General features: G+C 68.6%; 15 protein-coding genes. 3 read left to right on the top strand and 12 right to left on the bottom strand.

Annotated features, from left to right (window positions below; translation table 11 throughout):
• Positions 1-89 precede the first annotated feature (89 nt).
• The 4 genes from ACIHAO_RS38745 to ACIHAO_RS38730 form a co-directional block, all read right to left on the bottom strand.
• Complete coding sequence (locus ACIHAO_RS38745) at positions 90-890, bottom strand: alpha/beta fold hydrolase (protein WP_396566580.1); 801 nt, start codon at positions 888-890, stop codon at positions 90-92.
• A gap of 9 nt (positions 891-899) precedes the next feature.
• A complete protein-coding gene (locus ACIHAO_RS38740) occupies positions 900-1,391 on the bottom strand; it encodes a DUF4396 domain-containing protein (protein ID WP_396566578.1) in 492 nt (163 codons plus the stop codon).
• Entirely contained in the window at positions 1,381-1,938 is a 558-nt protein-coding gene (locus ACIHAO_RS38735; RefSeq protein WP_396566576.1) for a carboxymuconolactone decarboxylase family protein, read from the bottom strand. The genes ACIHAO_RS38740 and ACIHAO_RS38735 overlap by 11 nt, the downstream gene beginning before the upstream one ends.
• Before the next feature lie 85 nt (positions 1,939-2,023).
• Positions 2,024-3,178 (bottom strand): NAD(P)/FAD-dependent oxidoreductase, encoded by a 1,155-nt coding sequence (locus ACIHAO_RS38730; RefSeq protein ID WP_396566574.1) that lies wholly within the window; start codon positions 3,176-3,178, stop codon positions 2,024-2,026.
• Positions 3,179-3,278: 100 nt separating this feature from the next.
• Here ACIHAO_RS38730 and ACIHAO_RS38725 point away from each other — a divergent pair, with 100 nt between their 5' ends.
• On the top strand, positions 3,279-3,992 hold the full coding sequence (locus ACIHAO_RS38725; RefSeq protein WP_396566572.1) for a GntR family transcriptional regulator: 714 nt from the start codon (positions 3,279-3,281) through the stop codon (positions 3,990-3,992).
• Positions 3,993-4,007: 15 nt separating this feature from the next.
• Here ACIHAO_RS38725 and ACIHAO_RS38720 read toward each other — a convergent pair whose 3' ends face one another.
• Entirely contained in the window at positions 4,008-5,684 is a 1,677-nt protein-coding gene (locus tag ACIHAO_RS38720) for a hypothetical protein (protein ID WP_396566570.1), read from the bottom strand.
• 139 nt (positions 5,685-5,823) lie between these two features.
• Here ACIHAO_RS38720 and ACIHAO_RS38715 point away from each other — a divergent pair, with 139 nt between their 5' ends.
• Entirely contained in the window at positions 5,824-6,651 is an 828-nt protein-coding gene (locus tag ACIHAO_RS38715) for a hypothetical protein (RefSeq protein ID WP_396566568.1), read from the top strand.
• 31 nt (positions 6,652-6,682) lie between these two features.
• On the opposite strand, the gene ACIHAO_RS38710 is transcribed toward ACIHAO_RS38715, so the two are convergent.
• The 5 genes from ACIHAO_RS38710 to ACIHAO_RS38690 form a co-directional block, all read right to left on the bottom strand.
• Positions 6,683-7,279 carry a gamma carbonic anhydrase family protein gene (locus ACIHAO_RS38710; protein WP_396566566.1) on the bottom strand — a complete coding sequence of 199 codons (597 nt, stop codon included), beginning with the start codon at positions 7,277-7,279 and terminating at the stop codon, positions 6,683-6,685.
• 41 nt (positions 7,280-7,320) lie between these two features.
• On the bottom strand, positions 7,321-7,506 hold the full coding sequence (locus ACIHAO_RS38705; protein WP_396566564.1) for a hypothetical protein: 186 nt from the start codon (positions 7,504-7,506) through the stop codon (positions 7,321-7,323).
• Positions 7,507-7,548: 42 nt separating this feature from the next.
• Positions 7,549-7,932, bottom strand: coding sequence for a hypothetical protein (locus tag ACIHAO_RS38700; RefSeq protein WP_396566562.1), 384 nt, complete (start codon positions 7,930-7,932; stop codon positions 7,549-7,551).
• 188 nt (positions 7,933-8,120) lie between these two features.
• The gene (locus tag ACIHAO_RS38695; RefSeq protein ID WP_396566560.1) at positions 8,121-8,498 is read right to left on the bottom strand and encodes a LysR substrate-binding domain-containing protein; all 378 of its coding nucleotides are present in this window, start codon (positions 8,496-8,498) and stop codon (positions 8,121-8,123) included.
• Between the two features lie 15 nt (positions 8,499-8,513).
• On the bottom strand, positions 8,514-8,588 hold the full coding sequence (locus ACIHAO_RS38690; protein WP_396566628.1) for a hypothetical protein: 75 nt from the start codon (positions 8,586-8,588) through the stop codon (positions 8,514-8,516).
• A gap of 10 nt (positions 8,589-8,598) precedes the next feature.
• On the opposite strand from ACIHAO_RS38690, the gene ACIHAO_RS38685 reads away from it, so the two are divergent.
• Positions 8,599-8,769, top strand: coding sequence for a hypothetical protein (locus ACIHAO_RS38685; protein WP_396566558.1), 171 nt, complete (start codon positions 8,599-8,601; stop codon positions 8,767-8,769).
• 114 nt (positions 8,770-8,883) lie between these two features.
• Here ACIHAO_RS38685 and ACIHAO_RS38680 read toward each other — a convergent pair whose 3' ends face one another.
• Both ACIHAO_RS38680 and ACIHAO_RS38675 read right to left on the bottom strand, forming a co-directional pair.
• Positions 8,884-9,600 (bottom strand): dienelactone hydrolase family protein, encoded by a 717-nt coding sequence (locus tag ACIHAO_RS38680; RefSeq protein ID WP_396566556.1) that lies wholly within the window; start codon positions 9,598-9,600, stop codon positions 8,884-8,886.
• Positions 9,601-9,610: 10 nt separating this feature from the next.
• On the bottom strand, positions 9,611-10,957 hold the full coding sequence (locus ACIHAO_RS38675; RefSeq protein ID WP_396566554.1) for an MFS transporter: 1,347 nt from the start codon (positions 10,955-10,957) through the stop codon (positions 9,611-9,613).
• Positions 10,958-11,527: the final 570 nt, after the last annotated feature.

The following is an 11,527-nucleotide window of genomic DNA, read 5'->3' as shown; positions in this document are numbered from 1 at the left end:
GGCGGTGTCCGCCCACCCCCCGCGCGGCCGCGCCGGGGGCGCCCCCCCCCCCCCCCCCCCCCCCCACGGCAGAGCCACCAGGCCGTCGGCTAATCACCGTGCTGTTCGGCGAGGAACCGGCGGATCGCGGGCGCGAACGCGTCGGCGAGATCCTCGGCGGTACGCAGAGTGCTCGACAGGGAAACCGGCGCGAGACGCCCATCGGGTATGACGCTGGCGGCGTTCTCCGCCAGCGCGGCCGGATGCCGTTCGTCCATGCCGGGGAACACCAAGGTGGGGGCCGTGATGGCGGCGAGTTCGCCGACGGACCGGAACGAGCGGTCGTGGCCGATGGCGGCCGCGGCGGCGATGCTCGCGGGGTCGGAGCGCGGGATGGCGTCGCGTACGAGCGCGCCGATGACGGGAGCGAGCCCGGGCAGAACCGGCGCCCACGCCGCTTCGATACCGCCGGTCCGGACACGTTCGGCGAACGCGTCCATGAACGCGATCTCGGCTTGCTTCGCTTCGTCGTCTTCGATGTCTTCGACGCTGATCAGGATGGCGGCGCGGACCCTGCCGGGATGTTCGAGGCAGGTGCGCTGGGTGATCGTGGCGCCGAGCCCGGTTCCGCCGATGACGGCACGCTGTTCGCCCAGGTGGTCGAGAAGCGCCGCGACATCGTCGGAGTACTGGGTCCAGGTGTGCCGGGCCGGGTCGGCGCATACCGATCGGCCGTATCCGCGCACGTCGGGGAGAACGATCGTGTGCCGGTCCGCCAGCCGCTCGGCCAGCGGGACGAGGCTGTGATGATCCGGGCCACCCCCGTGCAGAAGCACCAGGGGTGGCCCGGAACCGAGGGAGACCGCGTGGAGCGGACAGCCGTCGAAGCCGTGGTACGTGATGGTCTCCATCGGGCCTTCCTAGTGGTGGTAGGCGTGCACCACCGCGTGCCCGGAGCCGCGGCCGATGAGCCATTTGTTGACCGGGGTGGTGAGCACGAACGCCACGGCGAGCGCGAAGGCGAGCGCGCCCCAGAACAGCCAGCTCGCGAGGCCGGCTTCCATCGCGCCGGGTACGACGACCATCACCGCGTTGTCGATGATCTCCATGACGAGGATCGACACGGTGTCCGCCGCGAGGGCGACCTTGAGGGCCTGTTTGAAGCCGACACCCGCGCGGAGCACGCCGCGCATGGTCAGGGCGTAACCGAAGACGAACGCCAGCGCGACGGCGAGCACGATGGTCGCGACGTTGCCCCAGCCCAGCGCGGTGCCGATCACCATGCCGAGCACCTCGCCGATGGCGCAGCCGGTGAGGCAGTGCAGGGTGGCCGACGCCGCCATGCCCCACGACGCCTTGCCCGCGTGGTGCTCGTGGTGTTCGTGGCCGTGGTGTTCGTGCTCAGTGGACATGAGCGGGTTTCTCCTTTGTGGACTGCTCGGCAGACGCGGGTTCGAGTCCTGCGACGAGATTGAACGAACCGGTCAGCAGGTTGAGTGCCACCAGTCCCACCGTGTCGGCGATGATCCGATCGCTCCAGCCGTGCTCGCGCAACTCGGCGACGTCCTCGTCGCGGATCGAAGCCGGTTCGGCCAGTACACGGACCGCGTACGCCATCAACGCCGCCTCACGCTGGTCGGTCGACGTGCCTTGCCTGGCCAGCGAGACGTCGGTCTCGCTGAGCCCGGCCTTCAGCGCGGCGTGAGTGTGCGCGTCGAGGCACAGTGCGCACCCGATCCACTCCTGCAGGGCGAGCGAGACTTTTTCGCTCAGCGCCTGGGAAAGCTTCACCCGCTTCATGGCCCTCGAGAAGTCGAGGTATCCCTGAAGGAGCGCGGGGGAGTGGGCCATCGCGGTCACCATCGGGCCTGCCGGGCCGCGCCGCCCGATGAGCTCGTCGAGCAACTCGGCCGACTTGGCAGGCGCGTCCGCCGGGTCGAGCGAATGAAGACGCTGCACGGCTCCTCCTGAGGTCGATCGATCGCCAGGAACACTATACCCGTAGGGGGTACATGTCCAGGTGTGGCGTTGGCGCGCAAAGGATTCACTGCTCACCGAGGCGGGTGGGCCGCTCGACCGCGGGTTCCGAGCGCGGCACTCCCGCGAACCGGGCCGGGCGGAAGGCGGCGAGGGCGTCCTGCGCGGTGTCAGTGACGATCTCCGCCGTGGCCAGCCGGGCGAGGACCGGGGCGAGCGTGATCCCGCTGTGGGTGACGAGAAAGTAGATCCGCGAGGTCTCCGGCGGGTATCCGGCGATGGTGTGCCCGTCGGCGGGCATGGACCGGATCGCCACGCGGAAGTCGATTTCCGGGGACGGACGACCGGTCAGGGCCGTGAACCGCGCGGCCACGGCGGCGCTGATGTCGCCGTCGACTTCGCCGTCCGCGGGGTCGACGGAGGAGCTCAGGTCGAGCGCCTGCACCACGGCGGCGCCGCTCGCATCGGGGCGGAGGTTGAGGTCCGGGGTGTGCAGAACGCAGCGGAGGTCGATCGCGGGGGAGCGTACGTACCCGAGCAGGCCGACGATCGGGGAGCCGCGATGGGCGTCGGTCACCATGGGGATGTCGAAACCGCTGCGCGCGGCGAGCCGGTCGGTCCACCGGCCGGTGGCGACCACGACCCGGTCGGCGCCGAGGATCGTTCCGTCGGCGAGCGTGACGGACGCGCGCTCCGGCCCGTCGTCAACGGCCACGACCTCACCGATCGTCAGAATCGCGCCGTGTCCGCGGGCATCGTCGAGTACGGCGGCGAGGAGGCGTTCCGGGAGTACGTAACCCTCGCTGGGGAAGTGTGCGATCGCCGTGGTGGTTTCCGGAATGCGCACGTCACCGGCGATCCGCCGGGCTTCGTCGCGATCGACCCACTGCGCCGGGTAGTCCCGCGATCGCAGCCGTTCGACGTTCTCGGTCAGCCATGATTCGCCGCGCGCGTCCGCACAGTGGAGGCCGCCACCGCGGAAGTATGCCGGCGTGCCAGCGAGTTCCTTGGCGAGTCTCTCGTGTTCTTCCATTCCGGCGACGTTGAGCCGGTGATAGGCGGGATCGGTTTTGCGGTTCGCGTTGGTCCACGCGAACGTCGTGGCGGTCGTCCCGCGTCCGGGGCCCCATCGGTCCAGCAGCACCACGTCCGCCCCGGCGACGGCGAGTGCACGCGCCACGCTCACGCCGACGATTCCGGCGCCGACAACGATGATCTTCATTTGCGGTCTCCTCCCGAGCCTGCAAATGACCGTACAAAACACGCTTAGACCGGTCAATAGTCCGATTGACCGATCGAATCGCGATTTGTATGGTTCGATCATGGCCACGCTGTTGCATCTGAAGATCCGGCGTGAGCTGGAGGAGAAGATCCAGCGTGGCGACCTCCCGCCCGGCGCGCGATTGCCCACCGAAGCGGAACTGCAGAGCCAGTACGGGGTCAGCAGGGCCACGGCGCAGCGAGCGCTCAACGAGTTGGCCAACGCCGGGCTGGTCGTGCGAAGGCGACGGCACGGAACGTTCGTCGCCGACGTCCGGCAACAGATCAACCTGCTGAACTTCGCCGCCCCGGGCGCGGCGGAGAAAGGCGTGCCGGGCAGGCATCAGGTGGTGTCCCAGCGGATCGTGCGGGCAGGCGACGCCGTCGTCGAGATCGCTGGCGCGGACCCGGATGCCGCGGTCGTCGAGCTGGTGCGCGTCAAGCTCGACCTCCAGGAGCGGCCGCGCACTCTCGAACGGCACGCGATCCTCTTCTCGGTCGCGCCGAACCTGCTCGACGAGGACCTCGCCGACTTCGTGAGCCTGCGCTATTTCGCCGCGAAGAAGATTCCGCTGGGCCCGCTCAAGGTCTACCTCGAGCCGGTCGTGCTCGGCGCGCGCGAGGCCGAACTGCTCGAGAGCGAGGCCGGTGTGCCCGCCATGCAACGCCGCCGGGAAACCCGGACGGAAGACGGGACCGTGATCGAGGCCGTCGTCACCGTGGTCCGCCCGGGTTCCGCGCAGTTCTTCGTGGAGTTGCCGCCGCCCGCGCTGTGACGCGGCGGAGAGCGGTCAGCCGACCGGCTGCCGCTCCGTCTCGTAGTCACCCTCGTCGTTCCGGGTGGGGTTCTCCCCAGGGTGCAACCAGGGCGGCAGTGTCGTCGGCTCGATCTCCTCCCGGTCCGTCCGGGCGGTGTCGGCGCCGGAACCGGGTGCCGGACGGTGCGGGACGGGATTGCCCTGCTTCCCCACGCGCTCCCAGTCGGCCAGGATCCTGTCCGTCGCCTCTTTCGCGGCCCGGTCGGTCTTCCCGTAGGCCTTGGCGGCGGCCACGGTGTTGTCTCCCGCCAGTGCGTAGCGGGCGCAGGTGGTGCTCAGGAAGCCTGCCAGCGCGTCCCGGATATCGGCCAGCTCGATATCCGCCCAGGTCTGTTTCCCGTCCTCGTCGGCGAGATGCCTGTCGGCCACCTCGGTGTGCTTGATGATCCGTAGTAGCGGTTCATAGAGCTCGGCCGTGTCGTAGCAGCACTTCGCCATTTCCAGCACAGTGCTGATGTCGACGGTGAAATGGCCGCCGTGCGTCTTCGGGTCACCGGTCGCCGTGTTCAGGCTGAGATCGTACAATTCGAGGTTGAAGCTTTTGATCTGACTGATCCGCGATCGCAATTCGGCGACCTTCGCGGTGTATTCGCTCTCCAGGACGGTCAATTCGTTGTTGAGTTCGTCGATATCGCCGCCGAGCCGGAACACGACCTCCCGTACGCCGTGCGCGTACCCTTCCCGTTCGCCGGGTCGCAGCAGGTTCTCGCCGAGGAAACCGACCAGCCCCACCACGGCGCCGACACCGCCTGCCGGCGGGAACCAGATGCCCGCGACGCCGAGGACCGCGCCTGCTCCGGCCACCACCTTCCAGGTGCTCGCGAGATCGGTGGTGATCGTCTCAGTCTCGCCGAGTGCCTTGGTGGCCTGCTGGATGGCGAAAAGTGCGTCGTTACGCGCCATTTCCACGATCGCGGCGCGCAAGGAATACAGGTTGGCCAGCGCGCCGGTGATACCGGACTGGTTTTGCAGGGTCGGCCCGACGGAGGCGAAGAATCCGTCTTTCGCCCGGTTGGCGGACAAGCCGGTCCAGCTCGCCCACCAGTCGGTGTAATGCGTGCGCTCGCTCCACAGCGCCTCGACATTGCTTCCCAGTTCGCGACCGTCGGCCTTGCCGAGGTTGCTGACGGGGGAACCTTCTTTCGCTTCCAAGCCCAGACCCTTGCCGAGGTTGAGGAAGTCGTTGTGGGCGGCTTCGAGGAGGCTCAGATTGTGGGCGTCGAACATCGGCAGCTTGGTGAAAAGGGTGGTCCGCTCGTCCCATGCCCAGGTCTCCACCTGAGCGAGAATCGAACCGACGCCGCAGACGATCGGCTCGTCCTTGGGCGGATTCCGGTCACCGAGCACGACGAGGTGACCGGTCTTGCCCGCGCAGGTCACCGCGCTGAGTTCACCCTGCTGGCCGTCTTCCACCCAATCGAGGTAGGAGCACGTGCCGTAGTCGATATGCGCTCGTGCGGAGGGGGACGTGTAGTCCCAATGCTCGTTCGGCCCGGGCGCGTAGCAGCGGAGAATTCCCTGCGTCAGGTCACTCCCCACCTCGATCGCCGTCGCGGCGTCTTCCCGCCAGCGCTTGGTGAGAGCCTTGTGGAAAGTGTTCATGGCGGCGGTCAGCCGAGCGGTGTGACCAGGCCCGAGATAGTCGACCACGGTCGTCCCCCTTCATCTCCCCGATTTCGCCGAGCCTAACGCAGCGCCGGACGACCGCGTGTCGAAAGGACATTCCCGCTGAGGCAACCACGGGCCGGTGCCACGCGTACATCCGGTACGCGGACGAGAGGGACTGGGTATGGGGACCAAACGGGGCGAACCGACGCCTGAGGAGATCGAGGCCACCCGCGCGTGGCTGGGCGAACGTGGTGTCGAGGTGGAAACGCCTGCCAGGCTGATCGCCGTCCGGGTCGGCGCGCGCCAGACGGCGAACACCACGAGCAAGATGATCTTGTCCGCTTGCTTCGGGCTTGCCGGGTTGGGACTGTTGATCGCTTTCGGAGTCCAAGAATTCCTCCTGGATCCGGACGGCGAGACGACTTACAGCCGGTACGCCTTCGTCGTTTTCGCGACGACCCAGCTCGGGTCCTGGGTGTCGTCGCTGTACCGCGAACGGGAACTGGGCGGCCTGCCGGTCGCGGACCGGAGGCCTTCGGCTTTACGGGTCGTAGGCGGCTGGTATCTGACGACGTACGTGATCACCTTCGGCGGTGGCGCCGCACTGGCCGCGGCGATGTACGCCGGCACCACGGCACAGACCTTCGCGGAGAATTGGCTGATCGCCCTCGGCTGGGCGGCGCTGTCCACCGGCACGATCCTCGCCGGCTCGGCCTTCCGCCGGACCCGCGCCGAGGACGCCGCGTCGATCGCCGTCGATTCCGAACTACGGTTTCAAGACAGCCGTCTCGCCGAGCCCGCCGTCTTCGCGGTGGCGATCCTGGTCGACGTGGTGTTCACCAGCCGGGTTCCGGCCGAATTCACCTGGTGGTTGGCCGGCTATGCCGCGCTGGCGGTCGGTGCGACGCTGGTCGCCCGCCGGCGGTCCGGGGATCGTCCGGCCTTTCCGCCCGGCGACTACGGCACCCCCGTGCGCTCCGACGAGGATCTCCCCTCGGAAGCCCAGTGAGCCGAAAGCGTCCGGGCCGGTGAGCGTTCGATCAGTCTTCGAGTGTCCTGTCGTCCTTGTGCGCCCCGTAGAACCCGGTCTGCCGGGACATGATCTCGCGCATCGTGGTTCCTCTCGGGACGCCGTACACCGTGCCCGGGAAGTCCAAGGAGCGCTGTAGTTCCCAGAGTTCGTCGTGCCGATCCGGCGAGAACAGCGTGGCCGGGTCCCCGGCGGCGATCCAGCCGATGGGGAGCACGGCGCCGGGCGCCAGCCGGGAATTGACGTGCAGCACGCTGTTGATCCGCAGCTCGGCACCGGCGCCGGCGACCGAGCCGGGGAACAGCGACGCGCCGGTCGCCACGAACACCTCGTCCTCGATGGTGGCGCCGTTGACGTGGGAGTGCGGCCCGATCAGGATCGCGTCGCCGAGTATCGCGGGATGCCGGTCGCGGCCGCGGACCAGCGCGTGCTCCATGATCACGACGTCCGCCCCGGTGCGTATCTCCCCGTCTTCCGCGGTGAGCACGGCGCCATGCAGGACCCGGGCCCGTTCGCCGAGCACCACCGCGCCGCACAGCACCGCGGACGGGGCGACGTACGCCGAGTCGGGGACCACGGGCCGCCGCCCTCGATGTTCGATCAGCATGGCCCCACGCTAACCCTGGCGCGGACGGCAGCGTCAGCCTTTCAGAGCCACGGTTCCTCGCCGGTGGGCACGGGAATATCCCGCCGCTGGTCGGCTACATCGGCGGGATCGGCCTCCGGTATCGAACCCGACGTCTCGGCCGGTTCACCGTCGAGGTCACTGTCCGCCGGGTGGGCGGGACGAAGCTGGTCGGCCACATCCGCCTCAGGCTTGTCGTCGTCGAGCATCACGGTCCTCCCTGTGTCAGTGCGCGACTTCGGAGTACCCCTTCAACGGCGGCTTGATACGTCTCGCCGGTCGTCGAAGGAATGGAAGTCGAACTGGATCGCTCCCGCGCCGTCCGATGAACGGGTGGCCTTCAGCTCGATGATCCCTGCCGTGTCCGGCTCGTCGAGCCGGGAGAGTAGGCGGGCGAGCACTTCGGGAGCCTCGACGGGTTCGACGGGTGTCTGGACCAGCGTGCGATGCAGGATGCCCACGTCCCAGCCGCTGTTGTTGCCGCTGCCCGCGGGGATGGCGATGGTGACGTCGAGCAGCCATCGCGGTGACTTGCCGGGTATCGACGGTGTGGCGTGTGCGGTCAGGCCGATGACCTGGTCGGCTCGGAGAAGACCATCACTGAGGGTGCGGATCCAGATCTTGTTCAACCCCATTGATTTGCTCCATCGGCTCGATAGGCGGAGTCCGTTGTCAGTCCCGGGAGAGATCGTCGAGGTGGTACCTGCGGGCGGCCGCGGCGACCATGGCGACGATGCCCGTGACCACGGCACTGAAGATGATCACAGCTGTCATGTCCGGCTCTCTGCTTCGTGAAGTGATTAGCACTCTCGACCTCGGAGTGCTAATTCTCTCTTAGCACTTCGCGCGCGAGCCTGCAAGCGTCGACGGGTTCAGCGGACTCGCTCAGGCGCCGCAGTAGCGGGTCGCCGGTGCGGCGCGTCGGCCACGGCAACCTGAGCGCGACCCGTGGTGCGCCGCGCACGGGCCGGTTCCCCGGCAGCCGGTCGTCCGGGCTCGTCGCTCCGCTGACGGTGTTGGCTACCACGGGATGGTCCGCTAGCTCCGACCAGTCCAGCTCCCCGCGGGCCGCCAGTTCCGAACCGGTGGAGACCGCGGTCAGCCGGTCCTCTTCGGACAGCAGCGTGCCGGTGACGCCGGAGGCGTGGACGTCGCCGCGAGCGAGTGCGGCGTCGACGTCGCCCGAGTGCAGGGCGGCCAAGACGGCGTCGAGGTCTCACAGCGCTCCGCGCAGCCGCTCGAGCAAGCGCGCTCCGACCGCTTCTTCGAGCTGCTGGACCGTCCTGCTCAGCGCCGGCTGGGTGATCAGCTACCTCTGCGACTTCCTCACCGGCTACGGCGCCATGCTCGCGCTCGCCCGCCGCGCCCGCGAAGGCGGGTCGTACCGCGTCCAGGTCTCGTTGTGCCAATCCTCGATGCTGGTGCAACGCCAAGCTCTGATCGATGATTTCGCCGCGGCCCCGGTCACCTGACCGCCGGTCGGCCCCGTCATCCGGGTGAGCGAGACAGCACCGCGCTGGTCGTCGCCCACCTCCCGGCTCGGCAGTTCGCCTGCGGAATGGCTTGCGAGGTAAGACAAAGACGGATCACTCGGGCAGGCATTCGGCGAGCAGGCCGACGACGTCGTGCCAGGCCCGCTGCGCGTGGCGCTCGTGGTAGCCGACGCCGGGGAGCACGGCGTGGTCGACCGTGGGGTGGTGGAAGGCATGCAGGGCGCCGCCGTAGACCACGAGGCGCCAGTCGACACCGGCCTCCTGCATTTCGGCGGTGAACGCCTCGCGTTGCGCGGGCGGCATGATCGGGTCTTCCGAGCCGACCCCGGCCCAGACCGGGCAGCGGATGTGCGCCGCTTCGCCCGGCCGGCCCGTGGTCAGCGCGTTCACCGTCGCGATCGCGCGCAGGTCGACGCCGTCCCGCCCGAGTTCCAGCGCGATCGCGCCTCCGGTGCCGTAGCCGATGGCGGCGATCCGGTCCGGGTCGGTCCGCGGCTCGGCGCGCAGCACGTCGAGAGCGGCGTGGCCGATCTCCCGCATCCGGTCCGGGTCGGCGAGCAGGGGCATCGCATACGCCAGCATCTCGTCGGGGTCCGAGAACCAGCGCCCGCCGTTGATGTCGAAGGCCAGCGCCACATACCCCAACTCGGCGAGAGCGTCGGCCCGGCGGCGTTGGAAGTCGTTCAGCCCCGGCCCTTCGGGTCCGATCAGGACGGCGGGCCGGCGGCCGGCGCCGGCCGGGAGCGCGAGGTGCCCGATCATCGTGAGTCCGTCGGCGGGGTATTCGACCGTGCGTGTGGTGACCGGCATGAAACGGACTCTAATGATCGTCGAGCCCGGACGGGCGGGTGTTCACGGACAGCGGAACCGCGTCGCGGCGTCCGTCCATTGTGGAATCCGTGGCACGGGACGGGATCAGCCGGAACAAGGCCATCGCACTGACCATGCTGACGCCGCAGATCGCGGCCAGGTACCAGGTGATGCCGGTGGTCGAGCCGGTGGCGTTGAGCACCGCGGTGGCGATCATCGGGGCGAGCCCGCCGCCGAGGATCGCGCCGCCCTGCAGCAGCAGCGACATACCGGAGAACCGGACGTTGACCGGGAAGGTGTCCGCGATGATCGCGCCCTGCACGCAGTGGGTGATCGGGACGACCAGGCCCATACCCGCCAGCGCGAGCATCGCGAGCCCGGCGTCGCCGGTGTTCAGCAACGGGAAGAACGCGAGGCACCACAGCAGAAGCGCGGCCGACCCGGCGACGAACATGGTGCGCCTGCCGTGGCGGTCGGCGATGCGCGTCCAGATCGGGATGGTGGCGAACCACAGCACGGCCGATCCGGTCACCGACAGGATCAGGAACTGCCGGTCGTAGTGCAGGTTCTGGGTTCCGTAAGACAGGGTGAAGACCATGAACACGTAGGCGACCGCCGAGTTCGCGACGCCCACCAGCAGCGTCAGCGCGAGCCTGCCGAAGCCGACCTTGAGCGCCGCGCCGAGCGGGAACCGGACCACCTTGTCGTTCTTGGCCGCCTGGGTGAAGGACGGTGATTCGGTGATCCGCAGCCGGATCAGCAGGCCGATCGCGACCAGCACGAAGCTCAGGAGGAACGGGATCCGCCAGCCCCACGCGGCGAACGCGCTCGCCGGCATCACCGCGCTGCTGCCGAGGAACAGCAGATTCGCCAGCACCAGCCCGGCCGGGGTGCCCATCTGCGGGAACCCGGCGTACCGGTTCCGTTGATCGGCCGGCGCGTGTTCCATCGACATCAGGGTCGCTCCCGCGCCTTCGCCGCCGAGCCCGATGCCCTGCACGATCCGCATCGCGACCAGCAGGATCGGCGCCCAGATGCCGATCGCCTGGTAGTTCGGGATCAACCCGATCAACGTCGAGCCGATGCCCATCAGCATCAGCGAGACCACCAGCGTGGACTTGCGGCCGATCCGGTCACCGAAGTGGCCGAACACCAGGCCGCCGAGCGGGCGGGCGATGAAGCCGACGGCGAAGGTGCTGAACGCGGCGAGGGTGCCGACCGTGGGGCTCAGCGAGGGGAAGAACTGCTTGTTGAAGATCAGCGCGGACGCGGTGCCGTAGAGGAAGAAGTCGTACCACTCGAGGGTGGTCCCGGCGAGCGTGGCGGCGGCGATTCTGCGGGGCGCGGGTGCGTTCATCTGCGAAAACCCAATCGACTCGGGCGACAGCCGAGCGCGGCTGCCGGCGATTGGGCAGAAGCTTTACACCGTGAGGCATAGGCCACAAATGCCGAATTCCCGGTCTGTCATGCCCGAATGGGTATAGCGCGGGGGTGGCGACGCGGGATCGGTTCCGCAACACGCTCGCTGGACCGTCGTGAGTGGCGATTCGTGTTCGGACGAGGCCCTTCATGTACTGGGTTTGCGTCTGAAGGCCCCCTTCCCTGCTCTTCGGCGCTTCCCGCGGCCCGGCGTCGACTCCCTATGTCGTGAAGGGTCCCTTTGAGACGGTGAAGGTCTCAAAGGGGCCCTTCACGGCATCCCCGCGACCGCGAAAACTTACGCGAGCGCCTGACTGGAGTCCTTCAGGTACTGAGGAAGGTGTGAAGGCCGAGTTTCCTCGGCTGAGCCGAGGGAAGGGTGCCTTCACGCGCGGCCGCTGTGCCTGCCGTGGTCGCTGGTGTATCCGGGGCAAGCGCGGCGATCTAAGGCGGTTTCGCGTGACTGAGTGGACGACACGCGTGATCAGGTGGACGACACGCGTGTTGC

It is taken from the genome of Amycolatopsis sp. NPDC052450 (assembly GCF_044547565.1).
In the GTDB taxonomy this organism is placed as follows: domain Bacteria; phylum Actinomycetota; class Actinomycetes; order Mycobacteriales; family Pseudonocardiaceae; genus Amycolatopsis.
The sequence above is the reverse complement of the archived record's forward strand: the minus strand, read 5'-3'. Positions and strand labels throughout refer to the sequence as shown.

Coding starts and splice junctions, on each gene's coding strand:
- ACIHAO_RS38745 (WP_396566580.1), bottom strand. CDS start 890: ATGGAGACCATCACGTACCACGGCTTCGACGGCTGTCCGCTCCACGCG.
- ACIHAO_RS38740 (WP_396566578.1), bottom strand. CDS start 1,391: ATGTCCACTGAGCACGAACACCACGGCCACGAACACCACGAGCACCAC.
- ACIHAO_RS38730 (WP_396566574.1), bottom strand. CDS start 3,178: ATGAAGATCATCGTTGTCGGCGCCGGAATCGTCGGCGTGAGCGTGGCG.
- ACIHAO_RS38725 (WP_396566572.1), top strand. CDS start 3,279: ATGGCCACGCTGTTGCATCTGAAGATCCGGCGTGAGCTGGAGGAGAAG.
- ACIHAO_RS38715 (WP_396566568.1), top strand. CDS start 5,824: ATGGGGACCAAACGGGGCGAACCGACGCCTGAGGAGATCGAGGCCACC.
- ACIHAO_RS38710 (WP_396566566.1), bottom strand. CDS start 7,279: ATGCTGATCGAACATCGAGGGCGGCGGCCCGTGGTCCCCGACTCGGCG.
- ACIHAO_RS38705 (WP_396566564.1), bottom strand. CDS start 7,506: ATGCTCGACGACGACAAGCCTGAGGCGGATGTGGCCGACCAGCTTCGT.
- ACIHAO_RS38700 (WP_396566562.1), bottom strand. CDS start 7,932: ATGGGGTTGAACAAGATCTGGATCCGCACCCTCAGTGATGGTCTTCTC.
- ACIHAO_RS38680 (WP_396566556.1), bottom strand. CDS start 9,600: ATGCCGGTCACCACACGCACGGTCGAATACCCCGCCGACGGACTCACG.
- ACIHAO_RS38675 (WP_396566554.1), bottom strand. CDS start 10,957: ATGAACGCACCCGCGCCCCGCAGAATCGCCGCCGCCACGCTCGCCGGG.